Origin of the sequence: Actinophytocola algeriensis, assembly GCF_014203735.1 — a bacterium.
Lineage (GTDB): Bacteria > Actinomycetota > Actinomycetes > Mycobacteriales > Pseudonocardiaceae > Actinophytocola > Actinophytocola algeriensis.
In genome coordinates this window covers 224,755-250,811 of sequence record NZ_JACHJQ010000009.1, presented here as the reverse complement: position 1 = coordinate 250,811, position 26,057 = coordinate 224,755, and the positions used below count along the sequence as shown (strand labels likewise).

The window sequence follows — 26,057 nt, the reverse complement described above, 5'->3', positions numbered from 1 at the left end:
GCTCGGAGCGGTTAACCGGCTGGTCAGTCCGCACTTTTCGGCTCGCCAACGGACAGGGTCGATCGACGCCGGAGGAATCTACCCAGGTCAGCCGCGTCAGCAGATAGTTCACGATGCAACCGTACCGAGATCGTTGTGAAAGGCGTCACGTCGAAACCGAGATAGTCCTTTGTGGACTGGAGGCTCCAGACACCGTGAATCCGCCCACTGTCTGAGACAACCGGCATCACGAACCCACCACCCGTCTGGACGGCTTTCGCGTTCTGAAGTGAAACCGCTCGCTCTCGGTAACCAAGCAAGAAGGCGTCGAAGTGCCCGAGCAGGCGGACCCGATCGGCCTCCCGGTGGTCCCCGTCCCGCAGTCGAAACCCCCGTCCACGGGCTCGACGAGATCCCGGACGTCGTCGAACGCCTTCCGCGCGGTGGTCAGCGGCAGCCCGGACCACACCGCGAGGTCCGCGGGCGTCGCGGGCCCGTATCCCCGGAGATACCGCTCGGCGAGAAGACTGTCCTGTCCGCCGCGGACCCCGTCGTCGACGAGCACGTAGGTGGGCTCGCTCCCCCGCTCCGGCCCTCGGCAGATGACCCCTTCGAGCGCGGCGAACGCGAGAAAGTAAGGCGCGGCCTGGCCCGCGAGCCCGAGATCGACCCGCTCGACGATCTCGGCCCGGGTCATGGGCGCACGGAGGAACGACGTGAGCTGCTCCACCCCACGGGCACACGCGTCGTCGGTGAGCCCGAGCCGCATCCGCCGGGGCCGCTGCCGGTCCCGGAAGTAGGCCCCGAAGACACAGAGGACCCACCGCAGATCACCGGCGGCGAGGAGGTGCAGCGTTCCGCGCATGGCCCAGGTCCGCACCACGTCTCCGCGCGCGACGGCGGCGTCCACGTCGTCCGCGGTGAGCCCGTCGGTCCGCGCCCGCACCGCGAGCCGCGTGGCGCGGACGTCCTGCCCCTGGAGCGCGACCACCCGTTCGACGGCCGCGCTTGACGGTCGCGGCCCGATCGCTCCCGAGCCCGTTGGCGTACGCACGAGCAGCCCAGACGTCCACGCGCCGACGCTAGCGGCTGCCCGAGCCGCATCTGGTGGCCCAACCCGTGCACATTGTCAACCATCGAGCGCGTCCGACCACCACACTGCGTGATAAACGTCGGCGGGACGGCAATCGTGTAGGTGTCGACAAGGGTCAACGTTTCAACGTCTCGGGTGTCTGAGTAGAGGGCAACCGTTGCTTCGGCAACGGCCGCGCGCTGGCGTCAGCCCTGACATCCACCGGCATCTGCTTCCGATGGTGTGCCCGCCGGCTTCCGGTCGGCGGCTGAGCGGGCGACGAGCAGCGACTCGACGGGCAGCGATACCTTTCGCCTGGGCAGCCCTTGCGAACTACCAGCCACGGTGCGCCATAGCAGGTCGGCCGCAGGTCTTCGTGTTTCGGATCATCGCGCGCAATAGGCACCTCAGTACAGGCGATCGCACGCACGATCCGATACCGCCCCTCCTCTGATCTCCTCCTCAGTGGTGGCGACGTCTCGTCCGCGTCAAGAGTGGCCACTCGACGCCTTGTTCGACCTCTGACACGCTTTCCTACGCCCGCTAAGAGGGTGTCTCACGTGGATTGATCTTGATCTGTCATGATCCGGTCTTGTGGTTGATGAGTTGTCGCGGCGGTGGTGCCGGACGAGTTGTGGGCGTTGGCGGAGCCGTTGATTCCGGGGTTCGATCCGCGGCCGCAGGGCGGCGGGACGACACCGGTGGACGACCGTGCTGTGCTCACCGCGATCGTGTTCGTGCTGACCAGCGGGTGTTCCTGGCGCTTGCTGCCTCCGTCGTTCGGGGTCACGGTGCCCACGGCGTATCGCCGGTTCAGCGAGTGGACCAAAGCCGGTCTGTGGCGCCGGTTGCACCATGCGGTGCTCGACGAGTTGGGCAGCCAAGGGTTGATCGACTGGTCGCGCGCAGTCCTGGACGGAGCATCCGTCAGGGCCAAAAAGGGGATCTCTGACCGGACCGAGCCCGGTCGACCGAGGCAAACCCGGCTCGAAGATCCATGTGCTGTCCGACCGCGCCGGAGTGCCGCTGTCAGTGGCCGTGTCCGCCGCGAACACCAACGACGCCGACGCCCTCAAACCTCTGATCCGAGCGATCCCAGCGATCAAGTTCCGACGCGGCCTCGTCGGCGCAAACCCCGCAAAACTGCACGCCGACAAGGCCTACGACCACGCCGAACTGCGGACGTGGGTCCGCGACCGCGGCATCACCGTCCGGATCGCCCGCAAAGGCATCGAGACCAGCAAGAAGCTGGGCAAACACCGTTGGGTGATCGAACGATCGATCGCATGGTTGTTCGGTTACCGCAGACTCACCATCCGATACGAACGCTATGCCAACCACTTCAGCGCCTTCCTCGCCCTCGCCGCCGCCCTCACCTGCTACAAGAAACTCCGCAAAGAGGCCACGTGAGACACCCTCTAAGCCGGCCATTGGCAACATGGCGTCGCGAGGTGCGGTTCGTCAACCCGAAATGCCTCAGCCACCATGAGCCCTCGAGGCTTACTGCACCCTGGGGCGTTCTGTCGCGAGTTCCAACCACTGACTCATCTCGTTCTGTTCGATCTGTGTCAGCATTGCCACGAGTAGTTGCGCCCGGTTATTCTCAACATCATACGGAGGAGATCCAGTGCAATACAGTCGACGCTGCCTCTCTATCGCTTCACGCGCCTCACTGAATCGCAAAAAATTATCCTGCCAGTGAAAGACACTTCGCAGCCCGGAGGCAATCACAACCAAAGACCCCAATATTGCCGGTAAGACTCGCCCGTCCGGAAATATAACAATGGAGACCGGCACCGCACTTGAGGCAAGCAGAATCACCGTCTCGGATACTCGGTGCGCTCGACGACAACGAATAGCCCGATCCCGATACCATTCATAGGAGCCGTGCAGCAGCTTCCACGCGTAGTCGTGATTATCAGATAAGGAAGAGCTATCCTCGGCCATCGAAGCACGTCACCTCCACAGTTGTGCGAATGGCGCGAATTACGATGTGGTTCCTGTGTATCGACGCGATCCAAGCGGCGCTTTTGCCAATGTTGTAGCACGCTGCCGAAGCGCCCTCATCAACTGAGTCCTTCCAGAGGGCTCAAAGAAGTCGACATAATGATACTTCAAAATTCTAAACGGTGGTTCACATAGTTCTAGTCGAAGTGGAATCAAGAATATCTCGCCCTCAGGCATTCGTTCTACCAGATCCAGGGCCCGCCGTATCTCGGCGTGAACGTATCCGGCCTTATCGATGGATCGATCTGTTAGACAGACGATGATCACATCGCTTGAATGGATGGCCTTGTTTATCTCGAGTTCCCAATCCTGGCCGGGCAACAGGCGTTCCGAACTAACCCACGGATCGACATTGTTTTCAATAAGCCAGTCACGTACGGCGGCAACCTTCTCATGATCGACGGATGAATGCGATATAAATGCCTTTACCCTCTCCATCGATGCTGCACGGAGTGATTCCACCGCCCATCGTTCCTCAACCAACGAAGTACGCACCAAGCGAACGAGTTCGTAGAAGCCGTCGGGCCAATGATATCCTTGAAGCGTGTTCATAACAGACTCAGGAACGGACTCGATCGCTGCAATATCGTCTTCGCTCACCGAACTACGTTCGTCGAGTACTTGAGTTGCAAGCACTTCCGCGAGAACCGTTTCTATCCTGCTACGCTGATCGCTCAACTTGAGCGTACGCGCGAGCTGATTTGTGGAGAGGTAGTCGTAGAGGTATTTGGCACTCGAGGCGCCGACGTCACCGATAAGATTGCTCAGTTCGATGGTGGCACCTCCGACCACGCGAGTGGGCATGCCCCTTACGACTTGCCCGTCAGTGCGATACAGAGTTCCACTTCTGGCGAGCGCGTGGACCTTATCCATGAAAATCGGCCATGTGATGGCATTCTGCAAGAGATCAAAGTGGAACAAAGACTGTGGATGCTGTTGCACCAGACCATTAACACCGAAGAACTTCTCGACCATCTCCTCTTCAGTTCCGTCAATGTTCTCGTCAATGCATTCGATCGGCTCGTCGCCAGCGCTCCCGTACGCCACCAGTTCAAGAAATATATTCTTTCCTGTTCCGAATTCACCGATCAACATGAATGGATGGCGATGCTTGCGCGCGTAAAGAATCTCTTTTATAAGATAAGGATCACTAATGAAGACGTTTCTTGTTTGAGAGTACAGGTACTCAATATCACCAGTTTCTCCCTGTGGCTCAAATTGTTCAGCGCGCACCTTCTCCACCAATGGGCGCCATTGAAGTGACACATGTTTACTCACGACGTTTCCATTCAATTGATTTGATCGAATCATGCGATATCCAGAGAAGCGCACACCCTGTCTATCTCAGCGGATGTCAAATTAGGCGACATAGGTAACGATAAGATGTGCATTGCGGCTTCTTCGGCGACTGGAAGTTCGCGAGAATATGTCGAGAATGCAGGCTGGAGATGACACGGAACGGGATAATGAATCCCCCAGCCGATACCTTCGCTCGTCAACGCATCACTGGCACGCAGTCGATCTTGCACGCGGACGACAGCCAGATGATATACAGGGCTGGCGTTTTTATTTACGGAAAGTGGAACACATTCTTTGGGAAGATTCGCTCGATACGTGCGCATAACCGATATCCGCCGACTATTATTATCTTCAAGGTGCCGGAGTTTAGCTGACAGCACAGCAGCCTGGAGCGAATCCAAACGACTGTTTCGGCCTATCAGTATATGGTGGCTCCGATTCTTGCGATCGCGACCATGGTTGGCAAGAGATCTTATTCTTGACAGAAGCTCGAAGTCATTGGAAACTACTGCGCCAGCGTTGCTCATCGCACCCAGGTTCTTCCCTGGATAGAAGCTGAATGCGGCCGCCTTGCCAACCGCACCCGCTCGACGACCCGAGAATGTGGAACCATGCGCCTGTGCAGCATCCTCTATGACCAAAACACCACGCTTGGAGGCAAGCTTAATTATTTCTTCGTAATCGACCATCTGACCAAAGAGATGCACGAGTATAATTGCGGCTGTTGCATGGTTGATTGCCTCGCGAACAGTGTGCTCGTCCATCAGAAGTGTGTCACGGCGAACATCGACGAAATGCGGCCGCGCACCAACCGCACAAACAGCCTCTGGGGTTGCGACGAAGGTATTAGTCGGTACTATTACCTCATCCCCTGGGCCGATATCCAAACTTCTGAGAATAAGTTCAAGAGCATCCGTGCCATTGGCAACCCCGACACAACCTGCCACACCACAGTAGGTTGCGAATTCTTGTTCGAACAAATCAACTTCTGGGCCATCAAGGAATTTTCCATGTGTCATGATCTTTTGCCACGCAGTGGCGACTTCTTTATGGACCAACGCGTTCGTCCATCTGAGGTCGAGGAATGGAATAGCTGAACCGCTACCGCTACGAGAATTTGCCACTCCTATTCCTCTCCTGTTAGAGCAACTCGTTGCCCGCTTCGGTGCGCCACTTCGAGTCCAGCAAGTACCCGCACGTTCGCTACACCGTCTTCACCCGGCGTGCTCGGTCGCATTCCGGTTTTGACACATGAAATGAAGTGCGTATCTTGCGAGATTAATGGTTCGATAAACGGTATCATCGGCGATACAACTCCGTCCGAGTTGTACTTGACACTCTGTTCCGATCTCATGACGTCGAGGCTTGTTGCGCAAACCTCGACGTTAGTTTCATATATCCGAATCGGCTCAATGGTTGATAGATAGTCGTACACCGCCATCTTCCGATCTCCCACGACGGTTACGCGCCTGACCTTCACCGGAGAGATCCAGCTGACGTTGATGAACGCGACGGCATCTGTGCGCTCGAAGTCCAAGCGCAGATAGGCCAGGTCGATCGGTTGCCCAGCGATATTCGATCGCGTCCAGGCAGATACGGACGTCGGCTGTTCGCCCCCGAGCAGGAAAGAAATGATCGAGACATCATGTGGCGCCAAGTCCCACACGACATCGATGTCACTTTGATACTTCCCCAGACCGAGCCGAGCCGAATCAATGTATAGAATCCGTCCAAGTTCTCCAGACGAGATAATTGACCGTAATTTCTGCGCCGCTGTGTGGTATTCAAAAGTATGACCGGCCATCACATGGACATTTGCCGAGTCTGCGGTGGCGACAAGTCGGTTGGCACTCTCAACGGATGTCGTGAACGGCTTCTCAACCAAAACATGTTTTTTACTACGCAATGCTTTTAGCGCTACTGAGTAGTGCTCATGCGGCGGCGTGGCGACCACTACACAATCTACATCCGCTAGAACCTCATCAAGACTCGTCACGCAACGTATGGCCGGATAGATATCGGCAGCATCTCGTGAGCGATCTGAATCGATTTCCACGACAGTGACGCTTACACCAGGAATACGGTTCAACACCCGTACATGGTGAGCTCCCCAGTAGCCATAGCCGACAACTGCTACGTTAGTGCGCGCTCTTTCCACGCCGGACTCCATTCACTGACTAATGCAAACTCAGGAGATCCTCGGTCACCGTTGGCTCATCCCTCCTTTAAACGGTTGCACAAACGCATGCCGCTGTACGCCAGGTCATGAAATCGCCACCAGTCTAGCAAACCCGCTCTTTATAGTCCTGCTGAAACGTCTACACATTAGGGTCCTCCTCGTTTCGACGCCCCAGTGTCTTGTGTCGTTGATGCATTTAGTGGAAGCGGAGAGAAGGTGACTGCATGTATTGGGCGCAGGCGTTGCGGGTTGCGTGCTGGTGATAGTGACCGGTTGGAAGCCATCAGGCGCGGTTCGACCGTGCCTGAGGTTGTGGCGCGGCGGGCGATGGTCTGATGTTGGCCGCGGAGTCCGATGCGCATGAGCAGAGCGACGGTTCTGAAGCGGCGGGACCGCTGCGCGCGGGCGGTATCCCTCGAAGACTCAATCCGCGCCTCATCGAACGCGTCAGCTCCTCACCTGGACCAACCTTCGACGGACTCATCATCAAGATCGCACGTATATAGGTCTACGACGCGCGATACTAGATACTGTTTCCTATTGGTCTGCGCATCGGCCGGTGGTCAGCCACGCGAGTGACGGTTACGTCCGATGACGCCGTCCCATGCTCACTATATGCCACAGGATGCCACCTAAAGGAACCCAAACAATTTGCCGTACGGTCTCCATCTGGCACTACGAACGCGGTATTATTGCTCTTTCTCGGGATGCGCGTCCATGAATATGTCCCGGAATTATGATGCAAGGGAACCTTGCCTACGTTTGCGCGGTTGGGATCCCCGACAATCGCCACGCGACTCGGTCTCTCTAAGCGGCACGGATGTGCCAGATGGCACTACCAACAGAAAGTCTGTCAGTCGGGCCGCGCCATCCTGACCATCGAGACCAGCACGGCCAGGACCGGTATCCCTCGGATTTACCTGATGGTTCAGTCTCTGTTCCGCCGCCCACAACCTTCAGGAGGGTGACTCGCGAAGGCCCACAGCAGCCTTAGACGGCCGACTGAGCTCGGAGACAGTAAACGGCCCGCTGACAGGCTCTGCCTGATCAACGGGCCGTGTTGGTGGCGGGTGCAGGGTCGAACCTGCGTAGCTTGCGCGACAGATTTACATGCGGCTGGATGGCATCCCGTAGGTCTCTGACCAGCACGGGCGTCCCTTTGAAGATCGCCAGCGTGCCACTGATCACGCTTCCACAATGAAGTTCGCACCCAAACTCGCACCCAACGGCGGGACGATCGATCCACGCCGCCCGCCTGCTGTACACAGCACCCACCAAGGTGCGGGAAGTCTGACGTGCAGATCGCAAACGGAGCAGGCGCATCACTTCTACCGCGCGCCCTTCGCTGATGCAGTCTGGCGATAGCTGTGGGCCATCGGCACATAGCGCAAAGTAACCAAGGTGACGCAACACAGACAGGGCATCGATACTGCGTTCATGGAGGACGCATCCGACACAGATCGCCTCGCCGTCACCCTGCTGCACCTGACCGGGCGCACCAACATCTCCAAAGCCATACGTCGAATAGGACAACAGCTCGTCGCGCCATCAAACTAATCTCGATCAAATAAACGCGACCAATTCTAAGTCCATTGCGATCCCCTTTCTTTATTGACTCAAGGTTTACCCGAAGGTTCCATTCTTGATATGATCCCCCCATGGACTCGACGATAAAGATCATCGGTGGTGCACTTATGGTGATCATCGGCCTGGCAGGGATCTGGAGTTCGAGTCGGAGCCATCACCTACAAAGAAAGGGCTTCCCCGCGATCGGCACCGTGGTCAAACACGTTCCCCAAAATGACAGCCTAGACCATCCCGTGATTCAGTTCATCGACTATCATGGACGTGCGATTCAGTTCGTCGATCATCAAGGGCCCGAGTCCGAGCACGTATTGGGCTCATTGAACAGGTTTGTTCCGGTGGGAGAGCAAGTTTCACTGGTGTATGATCCGCGTCGACCTTCAAGAGTCCTAATCAAGTCGCAATCGCCATTTAGATCCTTGACCGCGGGTGTCGCCGTCGGCTTTATCCTTCTTGCCTTCGGATCTTTAATACTGACGATGGGCCTACTGCGCGTCCAAAAATTGAACTGGGAGCCCAACCATCCGGAGATGGTCGTTATCCCCTGTCTCGCGATGGTTGTCAGCCTGTCTATCCTTGTAGCCGGCGCTTGGAGGGTTCGCCGCCTCTTTGTGTTGCAACGAGTTGGCTTCAAGGCGACCGGTGTCGTAACGCGCACGATCAAGGCCAAGAGCGGACTCGGGTTCAGCATAGGACCGCTCTTACGGGAGGGAAGTAAACGAAAACCGGTAATTGACTTCATTGACTACGCGGGCCGCCGATTCCAGGTCCTTGGCAGCAGGGGACCACGCTCGATTGGCGCTGAAGTGCCGGTAGTGTACTTGCCATCCCAGCCGCATGTCGCCGTGGTCGCCCCACCGATGCGGAATGTGACCTTGCCTCTATATCTGATGCTCGTTGGGTTGTTAATGACGCTGGCGTCAATGTTTTCCATGCTTTTCGTGGTCTTCATCTCGCCGAACGTGTCATGACATCGAGGGCTGCGTCAGCTCGCCAAGGTTGGCGGGTTCGTCACATGGTTGGGGGACGGGTGAATAGTTGTGACGCTCAGTGAAGTGATCTCACCGACTTTTGCTGTGTTGGCCGTGTTCGAATTGGGTGAGGACGAGTGCGGCTTGGACGATGGTGCCGATTTTGCTGGGGCTGGTGGTGAAGTGTTGTAGGGCGCGCCAGCGTCCGGTGAGGATGACGAAGCCGCGTTCGCCCAGGCAGCGCAGTCCGCGGAGCAGGGCGTTGCGTGTGCGGTTGTCGATGTCGAGACCCTGCTGTTGCAGCGTGTGCCTCGCACCCGCCGCTGCGCGGCTAACAGCCTCGACACGTAGGTCACCAACTCGCGGGGAACATCAACCATGGCAGGATAGGCAATCACGTGGAGTCCTCTGGACGGATGGATCTTGTGGTGAGAACTCATCTACCGGGGACTCCACGTCCATATCCAGCACTGTCCGGTATAGGCGAAACGCCCGTGTCGTGAAGATCAGCTTGGTGAGATCACTTCACTGACCGTCAGCGAGGCGATCATCTCCGCTGTCGGTCCACTCCCGACATCGATCAAACGACCCCTGATCTGGGACTGCGGATCGGAAATAGCCCTGCACAAGAACATCACGGCTACCGGGCTACCGGTGTTCTTCGCCCATCCACACTCACCCTGGGAACGCGGCAGCAATGAGAACCTCAACCGGATCGTCCGCGAGTACCTACCCAAAGGCACCACCATCACCCACGACCCAACCTACCTGGCCGCGATCGCCGCCGAGATCAACGACCGACCCCGTAAACTCTACAACTGGCGCAAACCCAGCGAAATATTCACTGAACTACTCGACCTGGATGCTTCCACCGCCTGAACCCGCCCTGTCGAGCTACTCCCCGCCGCCGCCATCCCCGTCTCCGCCGCCGAGTCCGCCACGACCTCCGCGGTACTTGGAATAGCTGTCGAATTCGGGGTCGGTGTGCTCGATGTAGTCCGGCCAGTCGTCCCGCCACGACGTCTGCCAGCCATTCTCGAGCTTCCACGGTTTCCCGGTGAGCGCGAGGCCTCCGTTCCGCTTCGCGAATGCCCAGACCACGGGCCCGTTCAACGGGCGAAGTCGCGCCGGGGCACGCACTTTCTCGGGGTCGAACAGGTCCACCTCGACCGGCCCAGGGGCCAGTCGCGGACTCTCGTGGGTTACTGCGAGACGAACGAGCCGCGCCTGTCCGGCCTCGGGGACGACGACGGTGTGTACCGGGTGGTCGGCCGTCATCCGCACCCATGGCAACGCGATCCCGACCAGCACCTGCCGCACGTCGCCGCTCGCCGCGCGGTTCCATGCCCGCCGCGTCCTGCGAATATTGACAAGCTCGCGCACCACTGCGACTACAGGGAAGAGCCCCAGCGTAAAAAGAAAATGATCCCGAAAATTATGAGAATCGGATCTCTGCTGATGATGGCAACCGCCAGCATGCCGATCAACAGTAGACCTCGAACGACGGGGCTGATCAGGTTCCGCACGCGGCGCCCGTGCATGCAGGCGCGTCGCGCCGACAGAAAATGTCCCGGTTCCTCGGTTATTTCGTGCGCTCGCCGGATCGTCACCAGGACGAGTTTAATGCGCGCACCGGGACTGGTCGAGCCCGATCGCCCCGCGACACCGCGAGCACCGGGCTTACCTGGGGTTATTACCGGTTTGGTCCAAAAAGAATGGTCGTGGGAGTTTCGTACAGACCGCGAGTCGCTATCACGTACCGGTGCGCCGGCCGGGGCGGGTTACCCCGGTGGGTGCCAGCGAACTGGCACGCGGTGACCGTGCACAGCAGGTCCGCGAGCGCGTCGGGTTGGGTTGGGACAGCATCGGTGAGTGATCGGAGCGCGAGCAGTGAAGTGATCTCACCGACTTTGCTGTGTCGGCCGTGTTCGAGGTGGGTGAGGACGAGTGCGGCTTTGACGATGTCGCCGATCTTGCTGGGCTGGCGGTGATGTGGTGCAGGGTGCGCCAACGGCCGGTGAGGACGGCGAAGCCGCGTTCGCCCAGGCAGCGCAGACCGCGCGGGAGGGCGTTGTAGGTGCGGTTGTCCGCGTGGAGGATCTGGTCGCCGGCGGGTTGTTTGTACGGGGTGTGCACGCCGATACCGGCGCCGTCGTAGCCGCCGTCGGTCAGCGTGGGGAGGCCGAGGTGGGAGGCGGCCCAGTACACGGCGCCGAGCACGTGCTCACGGGCGACGGTCAGGTCGTGTGTGAAGCCGGACTCGGCATCGGCCACTCAGAGCGGAAATCCACCTGGTCCGGAGAGCGCTTGCACGTTGCCGCCGGTTCGTGGGCCTTCGGCCCGCTGACCAGTTCTCACTGGTCAACGGGCTGTTACGGCTTGTGGTGGCGGGTGCAGGGTTCGAACCTGCGTAGCTTGCGCGACAGATTTACAGTCTGCTCCCTTTGACCGCTCGGGCAACCCGCCGGGAGTGTCCGGCCGTGACCGGACGGGCGAAACCATACCCAATGCCCTCGCGGCGCTCACAACCGGTATCCCCTCCAGCGGTAGGCTCGCGTCCGGCACATGGCAGTACGGCGGCTCGAGAGGTGAGACTGGTGGCGGATCCGTCCTTCGACGTGGTGAGCAAGGTCGACCGGCAGGAGGTCGACAACGCGCTCAACCAGGCGAGCAAGGAGCTGTCCACGCGGTTCGACTTCCGCGGTACGGGCGCCTCGGTGAAGTGGGCAGGCGAGGAAGGCATCACGATCGAGGCGGAGACCGAGGAGCGGTGCAAGGCCGCCATCGACGTGTTCAAGGACAAGCTGATCAAGCGGCAGATCTCGCTCAAGGCGTTCGACGTGGGTGAGCCCGCCGTGTCCGGGAAGATCTACAAGGTCACGGGCAAGATCGTGCAGGGGATCGACTCCGAGCACGCGAAGAAGATCGCCAAGAAGGTCCGGGACGAGGGCCCGAAGGGCGTGCAGGCCCAGATCCAGGGTGACCAGCTGCGGGTCTCGGGCAAGAAGAAGGACCACCTGCAGGACGTCATCACGCTGCTCAAGGGCGAGGACTTCGGCATCGCGCTGCAGTTCACGAACTATCGCTGACGCCACCGAACCGGACAGTGGGCGTCACGCGATGTCGTGGCGCACGCTGATCGCGGAGGGGCACGGCATGGTGATGCGGGGCATGTGGTGGACACCACCACACCGCGCTCCCAGGGTGAGCGCGGGCCGGACTGTGAATTCCCCGCGATTGGGCCCGCTAGGGTGGGCCCAATGAAAGGCATCGTCCTCGCGGGTGGCAGTGGGACCCGGCTGCACCCCATCACGCAGGCCGTCTCCAAGCAGCTGCTGCCCGTCTACGACAAGCCGATGATCTACTACCCGCTGTCGGTGCTGATGCTGGCCGGCATCCGGGACGTGCTGGTCATCACGACGCCGCAGGACATGCCGACCTTCCAGCGGTTGCTGGGCAGCGGCAACCAGTGGGGCATCGAGATCAGCTACGCGGAGCAGCCGCAGCCGAACGGCCTCGCGGAGGCGTTCATCATCGGCGAGTCGTTCATCGGTGGCGACGACGCGGCGCTGGTGCTGGGCGACAACATCTTCTTCGGCACCGGGTTCTCCTCGGTCATGCAGCGGTATGTCGCCAGCATGGACGGGGCGGTGCTCTTCGGCTACCCGGTCAAGGACCCCGAGCGTTACGGCGTCGGCGAGGTCGACGAGACCGGCATGCTCATCTCGATCGAGGAGAAGCCGGACAAGCCCAAGTCCAACCGGGCGATCACCGGCCTCTACTTCTACGACAACGACGTGGTCGAGATCGCGAAGGGCCTGCAGCCGTCGCCGCGCGGCGAGCTCGAGATCACCGACGTCAACCTCACCTACCTGCGACAGGGCCGCGCGCGGCTGATGGACCTCGGCCGCGGCTTCGCCTGGCTGGACACCGGCACGCACGACTCCCTGCTCGAGGCCGGGCAGTTCGTGCAGGTCCTCGAGCACCGGACCGGCGTGCGCATCGCCTGCCTCGAGGAGATCGCCCTCGACAAGGGCTTCATCAGCGCGGACGACTGCTACGCCCTGGGCCGCAAGCTGGCGAAGTCCGGCTACGGCGACTACGTGATGGACGTGGCCCTGGCCGCGGGCGCCACGGGTTGACCCCAGGTACGACAGACGGCCCGGTGCGCCTCGCACCGGGCCGTTGTTCGTTCAGCGGCCCAGGCCGCCGCGGCGGGCCATCTCCTCCAGGCGGCGGATTCGGTCCGGGATCGGGGGGTGGGTCGAGAACAGGCGGGACATGCCGTCGCCGGGGCGGAACGGGTTCGCGATCATCAGGTGGGCCTGGGACACGACCTTCGGTTCCGGGGCAAGTGGGGCCCGCGCGGTGCCGTACTCCAGTTTCTGCAGTGCCGATGCCAGCGCGAGCGGGTCGCCGGTGAGTTCGGCGCCGGACGCGTCTGCCTGGTACTCCCGGGAGCGGCTCACCGCCATCTGGACGATGCCCGCCGCCACCGGGCCGAGGATGGCCAGCAGCAGCATGGCGAGCGGGTTCGGGCGGTCGTCGTCCGAGCCGCCGAACAGGCCGGCGAACATCGCCAGGTTGGCCAGCACGCTCACCACCGACGCCAGGGCGCCCGCGACGCAGGAGATGAGGATGTCCCTGTTGTAGACGTGGGACAGTTCGTGGCCCAGGACCGCCCGCAGCTCACGTTCGTCGAGTAGTTCCAGGATGCCCGTCGTACAGCAGACCGCTGCGTTGCGCGGGTTCCGGCCGGTCGCGAACGCGTTCGGCGCCGGCGTCGGGCTGACGTACAGCCTCGGCATCGGCTGGCGGGCGGAGGTCGCCAGTTCGCGGACGATGCGGTACATCGCGGGCTGTTCCGCCTGCGAGACCGGCCTGGCGCGCATCGCACGCAGCGCCAGCTTGTCGGAGTTGAAGTACGCGTAGCCGTTCATGAGCAGGGCGACCGCGAGACCGATGAACAACGCACCACGCCCGAACGCGCCGCTGATCGCGATGATCAGCGCACTCATGCCGCCGAGCAACAACGCGGTCTTCAGCCCGTTGTAGTGCTTGTGCACTTTCCCGCCTCCGTGACCGTTCCTACTCACGCGTAACGGTCACAGCAGGGGCAAAGTTCCCCGGATACGCCAAACCCGCTGGTCAGTTGCCTGTTTCGCCCCTGCGCCAGTACGTCGTCGGGCGCACCCTGCCCCGCTCGAAACCGCGGTCGTTCAGCAGGTGGGCGCGCAGCGCGACCATCGACGACCGTTCTCCTGCCAGCCACGCGTCGACGCGACCGGGCGGCAGCTGCGCCTCGGCCACGGCCCTCGCAAGCAAGTCGGCCGTACCGTCTCGGTGCAGCCAGGTCACCCGCAGATCGGCGGCGGTCGGCAGGGGCTGCTCCTCCGCCTCGTCGTGGACCTCGACGAACACGTGCGCCGGCACGCCGGGTCGCAGTTCGCGCAGGATCGCCGAGATCGCGGGCAGCGCCGACTCGTCACCGGCCAGCAGATGCCAGTCAGCCGTGGTGTCGGGCACGTACGCGGGTGACGGGCCCACGAAGATCAGGCGGTCGCCGGGCACGGCCTTCTTCGCCCAGTCCGAGGCCGGGCCCGCGTCGTCGTGGAGCACGAAGTCGAAGTCGATCTCGCAGGCGTCGCGGTCGTAGCGGCGGACCGTGTACGTCCTGGTCAGCGGCCTGACCTGGGACCACATGCCGCGCGCGGACTCCAGCGTCAGCGGCTCCGGCAGCGCCACGTCGTCGGGGTAGAAGTAGAGCATCACGTTCTGGTCGGTGCCCGCGAACGCGAAGTCGGCCAGGTCGGGTCCGCCGACGGTCACCCGCGCCATGTGCGGGGTCACCCGCTCGACCCGCAGCACGGGCACCCGCCACAACTTCGTCTGCTGCCGGCGCGAACGCCTGCTCACCGTGGTGTTCATCCCGTCCATCTTCGCACCGGCCGGTTTCGCGATTACCGTTCGTTCGAACGAACGAGAGGGGACCGGCATGCTGGCGGCTCAGGCGACGGCACTGACGCGGGGTGAGACCACTTCTGTACAGCTGACACAGGACGCGCTCGACCAAGCCGATGCCACCCAGCCCACGCTCAACGCGTTCCGCCGCCTGCGCCGGGACGCGGCGCTCGTCGAGGCCAAGGACGCGGACCGGCGACTCGCCGCCGGTGAGCGGCTGCCACTGCTCGGCGTGCCGATCGCGATCAAGGACGACATGGACCTCGCCGGTGAGCCAACGGCGTTCGGCTGCGCGGGCGACTACCCGGTCGCCACCGGGGACGGGGTGCTGGTCCGGCAGCTGCGGGCGGCGGGCGCGGTGATCGTCGGGAAGACGAACACCCCGGAGTTCGGGTTGTGGCCGATCACCGAGGGCGAGGCGTTCGGCGTCACCCGCAACCCGTGGCACCTCGACCACACGCCCGGCGGTTCCTCGGGCGGGTCGGCGGCCGCGGTGGCGGCGGGGATCGTCGCGGCGGCGGTCGGGTCGGACGGCGCGGGCTCGATCCGCATCCCGGCCGCGTGGACGCACCTCGTCGGCATCAAACCCGGTCGCGGCACGCTGCCGACGCCGGCGGCGTTCAACGGGATCACCGAGTGGGGCCCGCTCGCGCGCACGACCGCCGACGCCGCGCTGCTGCTGGACGTCCTGGCCGGTGAGTCGCGGTTCCGCGCCGCGGCCGACCGGGCACCACGCCGCCTGCGGGTCGCACTGTCGCTGCGACCGGCGTTCATGGGCGGCATCCGGGTGCGGCTCGATCCCCAGGTCCGGGCGGCGGTGGTCGGCGTCGCCCGGCACCTCAACGCGCTCGGCCACGAGATCGTGGTCGACGACCCCTCGTACGGGCTGCTCGGGCTGACGTTCCTGCCGCGGTCGCTGGCCGGGGTCGAGGAGTGGTGTGCCGCCGCGCCGGACCGGTCGCTGCTCGATTTCCGTACGAGTGACACCGGACGGATGGGCGCCCGCCTCGCCGGTCGCGCACTGACCCTGTCCAACGCGGCTCAGCAGCACTACCGCCGCAAGGTGGGCCGCCTGTTCGAGCGGGTGGACGTGGTCCTGGCGCCCACCACCGCCACCCCGCCGCTGCCGGTGGGCGCCATCGACGGGCTTTCCGGGTGGCGCACGGACCGGACCGTGATGGCGGCCTGCCCGTACGCGTGGCCCTGGAACGCGCTCGGCTGGCCGGGCATGAACGTCCCGGCCGGACTCACCGGCGAGGGACTGCCGGTCGGCGCACAGCTGCTGGCCCCGCGCGGCGGCGAGGAACTGTTGATCTCACTGGCCGCGCAGCTGGAATCGGTGCTGCGCTGGGACACTCAGCGGCCGTGACCACCAGGGAACGCATCCTGCACGCCGTGCTGCGCGTGATCGGCACCGACGGCGTCGCCGGCGTGACGAACCGCCGCGTGGCGCGGGAGGCCGAGGTGTCGCTGGGCTCGCTCACGTACCACTTCGAGTCGCAGCGGGAGTTGTTGCGGGAGGCCATGGTGTTGTTCGTGGCCGAGGAGACCGAGCGGCTCGCGGCACTGGCGGACGCGCACCCCGGCGCGACGCTGGAGTCGGCGGCGGCGCTGGTCGAGCGGGTCGCGGTGGACACCCGGTTCGGGCACGAGCAGATCGCGCCGCTGGAGCTGTACATCCACGCCGGGCGCGACCCGTCGCTGCGGGACGCGGCCGCGTCGTGTTTCGAGGCATACGACCGAATTGCGATCACGGTGCTGACCCGTCTCGGTGTGCCGTCACCGGACCGGGTCGCCGGCCCGGTCGTCGCGCTGCTCACCGGTCTGCAGCTGCGGCGCCTCGCCACCGGCGAACCGGGCCCGACGAGCATCGCGGACGCGGTGACGATGCTGGTGCGCGAGTAGCAGCACACCGGCCGCGACGTGCAGGAACGCCTGCGCGTCAAGGAGAAGCGGCGACGCGACGGCCCCGGCGACGAGCATGCCCGCGGTCGTTCCGAGCGTCATCAGCGCGAACGCGGCCGCGAGCAGCCTGCCGGTCATGGCCGCAGGCACCGCGGACTGCAGCACGGCCGCGAGTCCCGAGTTGGCGATCACCCCCGGCGCGCCGACGGCGATGAACATCCCGACGTACACGCCGATGGCGGTGGTCAGCGCGGGCCCGTGCCAGATGCACGCCGACACCAGCCCGAACGCGACCGCACCCCACGCGAACAGGCCCGTCGGCGCGACCTTGCGCGCGACCGTGGCGACGGCGAACCCGGCGGCGAGCCCACCGATCGCCTGCACCCCGCGCAGCAGGCCGACACCGCCGGCACCCGCGCCGAGCGTTTCCAGTACGAACGGCACAAAACGCACGAGGAAGATCCCCTGTGCGACACACATGAGTGTCAGCGCGATGCCGATCGGCAGGAGACTCCGGTCGACGCGCAGGGGCGGCAGCTTCACGGCCTTCGCAGGTCGGGTGACCGGGAACGGTCCGCACATGGCGACCGCACCGACGACCAGGATCCCCGCGTAGACGGCGTAGACCAGCGGGATCCCGCCGGCGGCGAGGAGCATCCCGCCGAGCCACGCGCCGACGAGCCGCGCGATGTTGGCGCTCGCCGCGAGCAGCCCGTTGGCCGCGGTGCGGCGCTCGACGGGCACCAGGTCGGCCACGAGCGCGTTGCGGGCGGGCTCGAAGAACGCGGCGAGGCTGGTCTGCAGCGCCATGACGACCCAGCACATGGCGTCGTCGGCCAGCAGTGGCGCCGCGACGACCGCCTGTCCGAGGCACACGACCAGCAGCAGCCGCGGCCGGTGCACGCGGTCGGCGACGAAGCCGGTGAGCGGGCTGAGCAGCACCATCGGGAGCAGCCCGACGATCATCATCACCGCGGTCGACGCGACCGACCCGGTGGCCTGGAAGACCAGCACCGGCAACGCGATCTGGAGCATCCACTCGCCGGTCTCGGAGCAGAAGGAGGCCAGCAGCAGCCGCTTCATCTCGTCAGCCACAGGAACGCGCGGAACGCCGCGTGCACCGTGCGCGCCTCCGGCGGAGCGTCGTCGCGGACGGTCGTGACGTACGGCCGGAGCAGCGCGTCGACCTTCGCGGCCAGCTCGGTCAGCTCCTCCGGGGTTACCTTGAGCGCGTAGCTGTCGAGCGCGCCCGCGTGCCGCCACTCCGCCGGGACCTCGTCGGCGTGGTCGAGGAAACGCTGCGTGAGCTGCTGGTCCTGCCGCAGGGCGCTGCCGAGGACGGCGAGCTGGGCGGTGCGCATGGTGTCGTCCTCGGCCAGCTCCCCCAGCTCGAGGCCGACGATCGTGGCACGCCACGGCCGCTGCCGGCCGTCGGCGCCGTCGACCGGTTCGACCAGGCCGAACTTGGCGAGCTGGCGCAGGTGCCACGAGCAGTTCGAGGCAGTCGACCCGACCGCGTCGGCGCACTCGCTCGCGGTGCGCGGGCCGTGCGCGAGGAGGTGGCGGAGCAGTTCGCCGCGCAGTGGGTGCGCGAGGGCGGTCATCAGCTCGACGTCGGTGACGCGGTGCCGCTGTGCCATATCTGAAAGCCTCCTTTCGAAAGAACTCTTTCACATTTTTGCCCGAAGGTCCATGGTGTTCCGCGGCGGATCGGCGCAGGCTGTCCGGCATGACGACCCCGGGTGAGGAGTTCGCGAAGGCCCTGGCGGCGAGGGACGTGGCCGGGGTCCGTGCCATCACGGCCCCTGACCTGGACTTCCGCGCGATGACGCCGCGCCGCTACTGGGAGGCGCACGACCACGACGAGTTGCTCGACGTCCTGTTCGGCCACTGGCTGGAGCCCACCGACGAGGTGGTGGCGCTGCTGTCCACGTCGACGGGCGAGGTGTCGACGCGCGGTCACGTCGCCTACCGCCTGCACCTGCGCAACGCGCGGGGCGACTCGCTGATGGAACAACAGATGTACTACGACGTCACCGACGGCCGGATCAGCTGGGCCCGCGTGATGTGTTCGGGGTTCGTGCCCATCTAGCCTGTGCCCGTGCGATTCGGGCTGCTGGGGCCGCTCGCCGTGTGGACCGACCACGGCGAGCCCGTGACCGTACCTGGTCGAAAAGTGCGCGCACTGCTCGCGAACCTGCTGGTCAACGCCGGCCGGCCGGTGTCAGCGGACCGGCTCGTCGACGACCTGTGGGGTGCGGCGGCGCCCGCTGACCCGACCGCGGCGCTGCACGTCCGGGTCTCGCAGCTGCGGCGGGCGCTGGCGAACGCCGAGCCCGGCGGCCGTGAGCTGGTCGTGTCGCAGGCGCCCGGGTACACACTGCGGACCGACGCGCTGGACGCGACCCGGTTCGCGGCACTCGTCGACCAGGCGCAGGCCGCCGGCGACCCGAGGGCCCGCGCCGCGCTGCTGACCGAGGCGCTGTCGCTGTGGCGCGGCCCGGTCCTCGCCGACTTCGCCGACGACGAGTTCACCGACGCCGCCAGGACCAGGTGGGAGGAGCGGCGGCTCGCGACGGTGGAGGCGCACGCCGAGGCCCGCCTCGAACTGGGCGAACACCACGAGCTGGTCAGCGAACTCGGCGAGCACGTCGTAAGTCATCCGTACCGGGAACGGTTGCGGGCCGCTCACATGCGGGCACTGCACCGGGCGGGCCGGACCAGTGAGGCACTGGACAGCTTCCAGGACCTGCGCGGCAGGCTCGGCGGCGAGCTGGGCCTGGACCCCGGCCCGGAGCTCACCGCGCTGCACCAGGCCGTCCTGTCCGGCGACCCGGCCGAGGACGCGCCCCCACCCGCTCCCCGGCCGGTCACACCAGCCACCAACCTGCCCGCTCCGCTGACCGAGCTGATCGGCCGCGACCACGCGATCGCACGGGTGCGCGAGCTGCTGGCCGCCGGCCGGCTGGTCACGCTCACCGGGCCGGGCGGCGTCGGCAAGACGAGCGTGGCCGTCGCCGTCGCGCTGGCCGAGACGTACCCGGACGGCGCGTGGCTGGTCGACCTGACCACCTGGGACGGCGCGGGCGACCTCACCGAGCTGGTGCTGTCCGCGCTGTCGATCCCGGGCACGCAGCAGCTCGCGACCACGCTGCGGGAGCGGCGGATGCTGCTGGTGCTGGACAACTGCGAGCACGTGCTCGAACCGGTCGCCGACCTGGTCGGGCCCCTGCTGCCCGCCGCGCCGGGTGTGCGGGTGCTGGCGACCAGCCGCGAACCGCTGCGACTGCGTGGCGAGGTGCGCTTCGACCTGCCTCCCCTCGACGTTCCCGATACGGATGACCCGGAACGGCTCGCCCACTCCGCCGCGGTGCGGCTGTTCCTGGCCAGGGCCGGTCTCACGGCGTCGCCGGAGATCACCACCGGAGTGGCGGAGGTGTGCAGGCGGCTCGACGGGATCCCGCTCGCGCTGGAGCTGGCCGCCACGCGGGTGCCCGCGCTGGGTGTGCCGGAGCTGGCGGCCCGCCTGCAGGTGCCCCACGACCGGTTCGGCCTGCTCGGGTCCGGTCCTCGGGACGCGCCTGCCCGGCAGCGCACGCTCGCCGCGGTGATCGACTGGAGCTGGCGGCTGCTGACCGACGACGAGCGCACCGTGCTGCGGCGGCTGGCCGTCCACGTCGGCGGCTGCACACTGGCCGCCGCCGAGGCCGTCTGTGCGGTGGACGAGGTGCTGGACCTGCTGTCCGGGCTGGTGGACCGCTCGCTGGTGGCACGCGTGGACGGGTCCCGGTACCGGCTGCTGGAGTCGGTGTCGGTGTACTGCCTCGACCGCCTGCGGGACGCGGGCGAGGAGGACGCGGTGCGGCGCAGGCACGCCGACCACTACCTGGCGCTCGCCGAACAGGCCGACCTGCACGGCCCGGCTCAGCGCGAGTGGCTGCGCGTGCTGGACGCCGAGGCCGCGAACATGCGGGCGGCACTGGACACGTTCCGGCGTTCCAGTACACCCGTACAGGCATTGCGTCTGACCACGTCCTTGGGCTGGCACTGGCTGCTGCGCGGCCGCCTCATCGAGGGGCAGCGGATGCTGTCGAGCGCACTGGAGGTGGCCGGCGACGCCCCCGCCGAGGTGCGGGCCACCGCCGAGTACTGGCACACGGGCCTGGCGATCCGGCAGGGCAAGGCGGGCCCGGAGCTGGCGGCCGAGGCGCTGCGCGCCTACGAGAAGGTCGCGACCCCGGTCGAGCTGGCGCGTGCCGAGTGGTTCCTGGCGTCGGCGATCGTCGACTTCGGCGACACCGTGATGACCGGCGAGCTGCTGGAACGGGCGCTGCAGCGGTTCCGCGAGGCGGGCGACCGGTGGGGCGAGGCGGCGGTGCTCAGCATCCGCGCGATGCTCGCGCACATGCGCGGCGACGTGGCGGCGCTGGAGGCGGACGCCCGCCGCGGCGCCGAGCTGTTCGGTGCGCTGGGCGACGACTGGGGCGTGCTGCAGGCGACGGAGTGGCTGATCGGCCTGGCGGACATGACCGGCGACCACGCGGAGGCGACCCGCCTCGCCCGCGAGGGGCTGCGCATCGCCGAGGAACTCGGGCTGTGGTCGGACGTCGCGGGAAGGCTGTCGTGGCTCGCCTGGATCGCCGTGCAGACCACGGACTACGCCGCCGCGCAGGAGTACGCGTCACAGGCGCGGCGGTTGACGATCGAGCAGGGGCAGCGGGTCGCCGAGGTGTTCGCGACGATCAGCCTGGCGTTCGCCGCCCGCCGGGCGGGCAACCTCGACGTGGCAGAAGAGCACCTGCGGTGGCTGCTGTCGTCGGCGCGGGACCAGCAGGGTGACGAGAGCGCGCCGCCGTACCTGCCGATGGTGCTGCTCGAGCTGGGTCTGCTGGCCGAGCAGCGGGGCGACACGGCCGGTGCGCTGAAGTGGCACAGCGAGGCATTCGACGTGTCCCAGGACGTGCCGCCCGCCGTGGCGGGGGCACTGGAAGGGATGGCCGCCGCGCTGACACTGGACGGCCGTGCGGAACTGGCGGCTCGCTTCCTGGGCGCGGCGGCACGGGTGCGGCGCGAGTCCGGCCACCCGCTGTCGACACCGGACCGGGGCGAGCTGGACCGGATCACGTCCGCGGTCCAGCTCGCCGACCCCGACTTCGATGCCCACTTCGCGAGTGGCGCCGAACTCACCCCCAGTGCGGCCAGGTCCTACTTGGGCACGTAGGTGTGCACGACGATCCCCGACTCGAAGCGGCTGATGTCGGCCAGCTTGAGGTGGGTGGTGTCGAAGCCGGCGCCCTCGAAGAGGCGCTGCCCCGCGCCGACGATGACCGGGAAGTACCAGAAGTGGAACTCGTCGACGAGACCGTGCTCGACGAGCGTGCGGTCCAGCTCACCGGTGCCCCACTTGATGATGTTGCCGCCCGGCTGCTCCTTGATCTTCGCGACCTCGGCCGCGACGTCGCCCTGCAGGATGGTCGCGTTCCAGGTGGCCTCGGTCAGCGTCCGCGAGGCGACGTACTTGGGCATCTTGTTCATCGAGTCGGCCACCGGGTTGTCCTGGCCGCCCCAGGCCTCGGCCAGGCCTTCGTAGGTGACCCGGCCCAGCAACATGGCGTCCACGTCGGTCATGACCTTGGTCGTGTAGTTCACGTGGTCGTCGTCCCAGTAGGGCTGCCCCCACTTGTGCGGCTCGGCCCGCGACGCGGTGGACGGCCGGGTGTCGTCGATGACCCCGTCGAGCGAGACGAACGTGGATTCAATGATCTTGCGCATCTGGTGCTCCTTGGTCTGTCTCCGTGTTGACACCAGCCTGCGCGACCCCCCTTACGGTTTCCTTTCGGTCCCGTTCCCGAGGCGGGCGGCGATGGCGTCAGCGCAGGTCATCGCGTCCGCGGCGGCGGTGTCGACCTCGAAGTCGTAGGTGACGCCGCGGTGGACGAGCTCGGCCTGCTGGGCGGCCATGCCGTGGATGCGGTCCCCGCGGGCGGCCTCGCGCCGGGCGGCGGTGGCGGGATCACAGCGGACGCCCACCCAGAGGGTGTCGATGTCACCGAGCGCCTTCAGCCAGCGGCCTTGCGACTCGGCACCCCCGAGGAACACCTCGTCGACGATGACCCGCGCCCCGGCGTCGACCATGGCGACGACACCGGCGATCCACGCGAGCTCGAGCTCCCGAAACTCCTGTCCGACCTGGACACCACCGTCGGGCGCGAACTCGATACCGTCGTCGGAGTCCTGCATGGCCGGTGGGAGCGCGGCGACGAAGTCATCGGTGCCGATGGTCAGCCACGGCTGCGGCAGCACCCCCTGCAGACATCGGGCGATGGCCGACTTCCCCGAACTGGACCCACCATTGAGGACAATCACCTTGGTCGTCACGGCGCCACAGTAGAGGCTCAGCCGCACCCGAATCCGGTGTTTTCGAGTCAGTCGTGGGCACGCGAGCGGCTCGGTCTACGCGGGACGAACGGGTGTTTCGCGGACTGAAGGACGGCAGCCGATCACCCCGACGGTCTGCGGGGACGTGTCGACAGCCGGTCACAGACGACTCGGCCAGCGCCGGTGTACCGAAACCACATCCGAGCAGCGGTTTCGGGCCTGACGCTGGCCGAGAGATCGTGACGGGCAGTTACTGATTCAGTCCCTGAGTTCCATCGTGCAGCACTTGGGGCCGCCGCCGGACTTCCGGAGTTCTGAGATGTCCACGAAGGTCGGTTCGTAGCCCGCGTGGATGAGGCGTTCGGCCAGGTGTGTGGCCTCCAGGGGCAGGACCACGTTGCGGCCGTCCGAGACGCCGTTCAGGCCGAGGCATTCCGCGTCCGCCGCGTTGGCGATGATCGCGTCCGGGAACAGGCGGGCCAGCACTCGCTGGGAGCCCCGCGAGAAGGCCTCCGGGTAGTACGCGATGTGGTCGTCCGACAGCACGAAGAGCGCGGTGTCCAGGTGGTAGAAGCGCGGGTCGACCAGGCGCAGCGACAGCACCGGCACGCCGAGCACCTCCTGTGCCTCGGCGTGGGCGCCCGGGTCGGTGCGGAAGCCGGTGCCTGCCAGCAGGAGGCGGCCGGTCCACGCGAAGTCGCCTTCCGCCTCGTTGATGGCGGTCGGCATCACCACGTCGCGGTAGCCGTGGTCCAGGAACCAGCGGCGGTAGTGGTCGGCCTCCGCGGTGCGCTGCGGGTTGCGGAAGCGGGCACCGAGCACCTGGCCGTCGACGACGGTGCCCGAGTTGGCGGCGAAGACCATGTCGGGCAGGCCGGGCACGGGGCGGATGGTGTCGACGCGGTGACCGAAGCGGCGGTAGGTGTCCGCCAGCTCGGTCCACTGTTTGACGGCGAGTTCGGCGCTGACCGGTTCGTCCGGGTTCATCCACGGGTTGATCGAGTACTCCACGGTGAAGTACTTCGGCTCGCACATCAGGTAGCGGCGCGGCGTCGGCTCGCGTCGGGGGGTGCCCGTCATGATTCACATTGTGCGGTGGGGACAGAGCAGCGATCAATGTCGCAACATGCTCTCGAAACCAGCAGAATGTTGCGTGTGGACGCCATAGATCAGCGAATCATTTCGCAGCTGGTTTCAGACGCGCGCAGCAGCTACTCGGAGATCGGCAAAGTCGTCGGGTTGTCGGCGCCCGCCGTGAAGCGGCGGGTGGACCGGTTGCTCGACAGCGGGGTGCTGCGCGGGTTCACCGCCGTGGTCGATCCGGAGGCCCTGGGGTGGGGCACCGAGGCGTTCGTCGAGGTGCACTGCATCGGCAACGTCTCGCCGGACCGGATCCGGGCGCGGCTGATCCCCCTGCCGGAGGTCGTCGCCGCGTACACGGTGTCGGGCGCCGCGGATGCGATCGTCCACCTGCGGGCGGCGAACATCCACCACCTCGAGGACGCGCTGGAGCGGCTGCGCGCGGTGGACATGATCGACCGGACGGTGTCGACGGTGGTGCTGTCCACGCTGCTGGAGCGGCCGCCGGCGGGGGATGTCAGCTGACAAGGTCGGGACCGAACTTCCTGCCGCACATCGAGGGCCGCGGGTTGTCCACAGGTGAGTGAGTTATCCACAGGCAAGATCGACATCGGGGTGTTCGTCGGTGCGAGCCGGTAAGCTGGCAAGGCGGGACGCCCCCGGGACAGGGTGGGGGTTGGGCAACGCGCGCGCGAGCGGTTCGGTGGGTTTTCGCAGGTCACGGTTGCCCTCGCGGTGCTTGTCCTCGCTCGGAGGTCGGTTCCGCCGGTGGGGGCTCCGGGCGGCTAGGGTGCCTGGCCATGACTGTTCTGCTGGACCGGCGCGACGGGGTCGGGGTCATCACGATCGACCTTCCCGAGCGGCGGAACTCCCTCACCCTGCCGATGTCCGCGCAGCTCGTCGAGCATGTCCGGGCCTGTGAGCAGGACGAGACCGTGCACGCCATCGTCGTCACCGGGACACCGCCCGCCTTCTGCGCCGGGGCCGATCTCACCGCGCTGGGCGAGGCCCGCGAGGAGGGGCTTCGGGCCATTTACGCCGGGTTCCTCGCCGTCGCCGGGTCGGAGCTGCCCACCGTCGCCGCCGTGAACGGGGCCGCGGTCGGGGCCGGGTTGAACCTCGCCCTCGCCTGTGACGTTCGGCTCGTCGGGCCCAAGGCCCGGTTCGACGCCCGCTTCCTCCAGCTCGGGCTGCACCCCGGGGGCGGCATGACCTGGCTGTCCCAGCGGCTCGTCGGACCCCAGACGGCCGCCGCGATGACGCTCTTCGGACAGGTTCTCGACGCGGACGAGGCCGTGCGGACCGGGCTCGCGTTCCGGAAGGCCGATGACGTCGTGGCCGCGGCGCTCGAGTTCTGCCAGGCCGCCGCCAAGGCTCCCCGGGACCTCGTGGTCACCACCAAGCGCACCCTGCGCACCACGGCCACCTACCATCGACATGACGACGCCGTGGAAACCGAGCTCGTCGCACAGGTGGCGTCGATGGAGACCCCTGCGTTCGCCGAGCTGCTGGCCGCGATGCGGGAGCGGATATCCCGCCAGGCGTGACACAACTTCCAGCATGTGGGAAACCGCACTGTGATGTCCAACGCGAATACCCTGTGCACCAGGGAAAGCTTTAGTTAGGCACGACTACCCTCACA

The 26,057-nt window shown here is 65.6% G+C and carries 24 protein-coding genes, 1 tRNA gene and 3 pseudogenes; 11 read left to right on the top strand and 17 right to left on the bottom strand.

The window, feature by feature from the left end:
* Nucleotides 1–23: 23 nt before the first annotated feature.
* Nucleotides 24–925 (bottom strand): annotated as a pseudogene (locus FHR82_RS37180) (DNA glycosylase AlkZ-like family protein).
* Nucleotides 926–1,668: 743 nt separating this feature from the next.
* Here FHR82_RS37180 and FHR82_RS37175 point away from each other — a divergent pair.
* A protein-coding gene (locus FHR82_RS37175; protein WP_376706471.1) for an IS5 family transposase occupies nt 1,669–2,461 on the top strand; the annotation gives its coding sequence in 2 pieces (ribosomal slippage) (nt 1,669–1,994 and nt 1,993–2,461; 795 coding nt in all).
* Nucleotides 2,462–2,551: 90 nt separating this feature from the next.
* On the opposite strand, the gene FHR82_RS48140 is transcribed toward FHR82_RS37175, so the two are convergent.
* The 4 genes from FHR82_RS48140 to FHR82_RS37155 are packed head-to-tail and all read right to left on the bottom strand — an operon-like array spanning nt 2,552 to nt 6,515.
* A complete protein-coding gene (locus tag FHR82_RS48140; RefSeq protein ID WP_184815314.1) occupies nt 2,552–2,998 on the bottom strand; it encodes a DUF4231 domain-containing protein in 447 nt (148 codons plus the stop codon).
* A gap of 39 nt (nt 2,999–3,037) precedes the next feature.
* Nucleotides 3,038–4,336 (bottom strand): toll/interleukin-1 receptor domain-containing protein, encoded by a 1,299-nt coding sequence (locus FHR82_RS47780; RefSeq protein WP_184815313.1) that lies wholly within the window; start codon nt 4,334–4,336, stop codon nt 3,038–3,040.
* A gap of 29 nt (nt 4,337–4,365) precedes the next feature.
* Nucleotides 4,366–5,481 (bottom strand): DegT/DnrJ/EryC1/StrS family aminotransferase, encoded by a 1,116-nt coding sequence (locus FHR82_RS37160; RefSeq protein ID WP_311771457.1) that lies wholly within the window; start codon nt 5,479–5,481, stop codon nt 4,366–4,368.
* 2 nt (nt 5,482–5,483) lie between these two features.
* The gene (locus FHR82_RS37155) at nt 5,484–6,515 is read right to left on the bottom strand and encodes a Gfo/Idh/MocA family protein (protein WP_184815312.1); all 1,032 of its coding nucleotides are present in this window, start codon (nt 6,513–6,515) and stop codon (nt 5,484–5,486) included.
* Between the two features lie 1,679 nt (nt 6,516–8,194).
* On the opposite strand from FHR82_RS37155, the gene FHR82_RS37150 reads away from it, so the two are divergent.
* Entirely contained in the window at nt 8,195–9,091 is an 897-nt protein-coding gene (locus tag FHR82_RS37150) for a DUF3592 domain-containing protein (RefSeq protein ID WP_184815311.1), read from the top strand.
* A gap of 90 nt (nt 9,092–9,181) precedes the next feature.
* Here the strand turns inward: FHR82_RS37150 and FHR82_RS37145 are convergent, their stop codons facing one another.
* Complete coding sequence (locus FHR82_RS37145) at nt 9,182–9,394, bottom strand: transposase family protein (protein WP_184815489.1); 213 nt, start codon at nt 9,392–9,394, stop codon at nt 9,182–9,184.
* 222 nt (nt 9,395–9,616) lie between these two features.
* Here FHR82_RS37145 and FHR82_RS37140 point away from each other — a divergent pair.
* A pseudogene (locus tag FHR82_RS37140) lies at nt 9,617–9,970 on the top strand (IS30 family transposase); the annotation flags it as partial.
* 15 nt (nt 9,971–9,985) lie between these two features.
* Here the strand turns inward: FHR82_RS37140 and FHR82_RS37135 are convergent.
* From FHR82_RS37135 to FHR82_RS37120, 4 genes are all read right to left on the bottom strand, one after another.
* Entirely contained in the window at nt 9,986–10,474 is a 489-nt protein-coding gene (locus FHR82_RS37135) for a hypothetical protein (protein WP_184815310.1), read from the bottom strand.
* An 8-nt stretch (nt 10,475–10,482) separates the two neighbouring features.
* Entirely contained in the window at nt 10,483–10,701 is a 219-nt protein-coding gene (locus FHR82_RS37130) for a hypothetical protein (RefSeq protein WP_184815309.1), read from the bottom strand.
* Nucleotides 10,702–10,843: 142 nt separating this feature from the next.
* Nucleotides 10,844–11,365 carry a transposase family protein gene (locus FHR82_RS37125; protein WP_221464754.1) on the bottom strand — a complete coding sequence of 174 codons (522 nt, stop codon included), beginning with the start codon at nt 11,363–11,365 and terminating at the stop codon, nt 10,844–10,846.
* Nucleotides 11,366–11,473: 108 nt separating this feature from the next.
* Nucleotides 11,474–11,557: transfer RNA gene (locus tag FHR82_RS37120), tRNA-Tyr, on the bottom strand.
* A gap of 131 nt (nt 11,558–11,688) precedes the next feature.
* Here FHR82_RS37120 and FHR82_RS37115 point away from each other — a divergent pair.
* On the top strand, nt 11,689–12,180 hold the full coding sequence (locus tag FHR82_RS37115; protein WP_184815308.1) for a YajQ family cyclic di-GMP-binding protein: 492 nt from the start codon (nt 11,689–11,691) through the stop codon (nt 12,178–12,180).
* A 171-nt stretch (nt 12,181–12,351) separates the two neighbouring features.
* Entirely contained in the window at nt 12,352–13,233 is an 882-nt protein-coding gene (rfbA, locus tag FHR82_RS37110) for a glucose-1-phosphate thymidylyltransferase RfbA (protein ID WP_184815307.1), read from the top strand.
* A 51-nt stretch (nt 13,234–13,284) separates the two neighbouring features.
* Here the strand turns inward: rfbA and htpX are convergent, their stop codons facing one another.
* Nucleotides 13,285–14,157, bottom strand: a complete 873-nt coding sequence (htpX, locus tag FHR82_RS37105; RefSeq protein ID WP_184815306.1) for a zinc metalloprotease HtpX — start codon at nt 14,155–14,157, stop codon at nt 13,285–13,287.
* 82 nt (nt 14,158–14,239) lie between these two features.
* Entirely contained in the window at nt 14,240–15,019 is a 780-nt protein-coding gene (locus FHR82_RS37100) for a siderophore-interacting protein (protein ID WP_225944059.1), read from the bottom strand.
* A gap of 67 nt (nt 15,020–15,086) precedes the next feature.
* Between FHR82_RS37100 and FHR82_RS37095 the strand changes: the two genes are divergently transcribed.
* Nucleotides 15,087–16,421, top strand: coding sequence for an amidase (locus tag FHR82_RS37095; protein WP_225944058.1), 1,335 nt, complete (start codon nt 15,087–15,089; stop codon nt 16,419–16,421).
* Nucleotides 16,418–16,957, top strand: coding sequence for a TetR/AcrR family transcriptional regulator (locus FHR82_RS37090; RefSeq protein ID WP_311771456.1), 540 nt, complete (start codon nt 16,418–16,420; stop codon nt 16,955–16,957). The genes FHR82_RS37095 and FHR82_RS37090 overlap by 4 nt, the downstream gene beginning before the upstream one ends.
* Nucleotides 16,958–16,987: 30 nt before the next feature.
* On the opposite strand, the pseudogene FHR82_RS37085 reads toward FHR82_RS37090, so the two are convergent.
* Together FHR82_RS37085 and FHR82_RS37080 are read right to left on the bottom strand one after the other, a co-directional pair.
* Nucleotides 16,988–18,040 (bottom strand): annotated as a pseudogene (locus tag FHR82_RS37085) (MFS transporter); the annotation flags it as partial.
* Nucleotides 18,037–18,597: a helix-turn-helix domain-containing protein gene (locus FHR82_RS37080; RefSeq protein ID WP_184815302.1), complete on the bottom strand. Its 561-nt coding sequence runs from the start codon at nt 18,595–18,597 to the stop codon at nt 18,037–18,039. The gene FHR82_RS37080 and the pseudogene FHR82_RS37085, both read right to left, overlap by 4 nt.
* 89 nt (nt 18,598–18,686) lie before the next feature.
* On the opposite strand from FHR82_RS37080, the gene FHR82_RS37075 reads away from it, so the two are divergent.
* Nucleotides 18,687–19,049 (top strand): hypothetical protein, encoded by a 363-nt coding sequence (locus tag FHR82_RS37075; RefSeq protein WP_184815301.1) that lies wholly within the window; start codon nt 18,687–18,689, stop codon nt 19,047–19,049.
* A 9-nt stretch (nt 19,050–19,058) separates the two neighbouring features.
* Nucleotides 19,059–22,178, top strand: coding sequence for an AfsR/SARP family transcriptional regulator (locus FHR82_RS37070; RefSeq protein WP_184815300.1), 3,120 nt, complete (start codon nt 19,059–19,061; stop codon nt 22,176–22,178).
* Here FHR82_RS37070 and FHR82_RS37065 read toward each other — a convergent pair.
* From FHR82_RS37065 to ddaH, 3 genes are all read right to left on the bottom strand, one after another.
* Nucleotides 22,163–22,729, bottom strand: coding sequence for a dihydrofolate reductase family protein (locus FHR82_RS37065; RefSeq protein ID WP_184815299.1), 567 nt, complete (start codon nt 22,727–22,729; stop codon nt 22,163–22,165). The genes FHR82_RS37070 and FHR82_RS37065 overlap by 16 nt on opposite strands.
* Before the next feature lie 51 nt (nt 22,730–22,780).
* Nucleotides 22,781–23,335, bottom strand: a complete 555-nt coding sequence (gene cpt, locus FHR82_RS37060; protein ID WP_311771455.1) for a chloramphenicol phosphotransferase CPT — start codon at nt 23,333–23,335, stop codon at nt 22,781–22,783.
* A 258-nt stretch (nt 23,336–23,593) separates the two neighbouring features.
* Nucleotides 23,594–24,415, bottom strand: a complete 822-nt coding sequence (gene ddaH, locus FHR82_RS37055; protein WP_221464752.1) for a dimethylargininase — start codon at nt 24,413–24,415, stop codon at nt 23,594–23,596.
* Nucleotides 24,416–24,490: 75 nt separating this feature from the next.
* Between ddaH and FHR82_RS37050 the strand changes: the two genes are divergently transcribed.
* Complete coding sequence (locus FHR82_RS37050) at nt 24,491–24,940, top strand: Lrp/AsnC family transcriptional regulator (protein WP_184815298.1); 450 nt, start codon at nt 24,491–24,493, stop codon at nt 24,938–24,940.
* Nucleotides 24,941–25,215: 275 nt separating this feature from the next.
* Nucleotides 25,216–25,962, top strand: coding sequence for an enoyl-CoA hydratase (locus tag FHR82_RS37045; RefSeq protein WP_184815297.1), 747 nt, complete (start codon nt 25,216–25,218; stop codon nt 25,960–25,962).
* The last annotated feature ends 95 nt before the right edge of the window (nt 25,963–26,057 follow it).

Bases quoted from the DNA above. Each gene is read 5' to 3' on its own strand.
- FHR82_RS48140 (WP_184815314.1), bottom strand. From the start codon at position 2,998: ATGGCCGAGGATAGCTCTTCCTTATCTGATAATCACGACTACGCGTGG.
- FHR82_RS37150 (WP_184815311.1), top strand. From the start codon at position 8,195: ATGGACTCGACGATAAAGATCATCGGTGGTGCACTTATGGTGATCATC.
- rfbA (WP_184815307.1), top strand. From the start codon at position 12,352: ATGAAAGGCATCGTCCTCGCGGGTGGCAGTGGGACCCGGCTGCACCCC.
- FHR82_RS37100 (WP_225944059.1), bottom strand. From the start codon at position 15,019: ATGAACACCACGGTGAGCAGGCGTTCGCGCCGGCAGCAGACGAAGTTG.
- FHR82_RS37095 (WP_225944058.1), top strand. From the start codon at position 15,087: ATGCTGGCGGCTCAGGCGACGGCACTGACGCGGGGTGAGACCACTTCT.
- FHR82_RS37080 (WP_184815302.1), bottom strand. From the start codon at position 18,597: ATGGCACAGCGGCACCGCGTCACCGACGTCGAGCTGATGACCGCCCTC.
- FHR82_RS37075 (WP_184815301.1), top strand. From the start codon at position 18,687: ATGACGACCCCGGGTGAGGAGTTCGCGAAGGCCCTGGCGGCGAGGGAC.
- FHR82_RS37065 (WP_184815299.1), bottom strand. From the start codon at position 22,729: ATGCGCAAGATCATTGAATCCACGTTCGTCTCGCTCGACGGGGTCATC.
- ddaH (WP_221464752.1), bottom strand. From the start codon at position 24,415: ATGACGGGCACCCCCCGACGCGAGCCGACGCCGCGCCGCTACCTGATG.
- FHR82_RS37045 (WP_184815297.1), top strand. From the start codon at position 25,216: ATGACTGTTCTGCTGGACCGGCGCGACGGGGTCGGGGTCATCACGATC.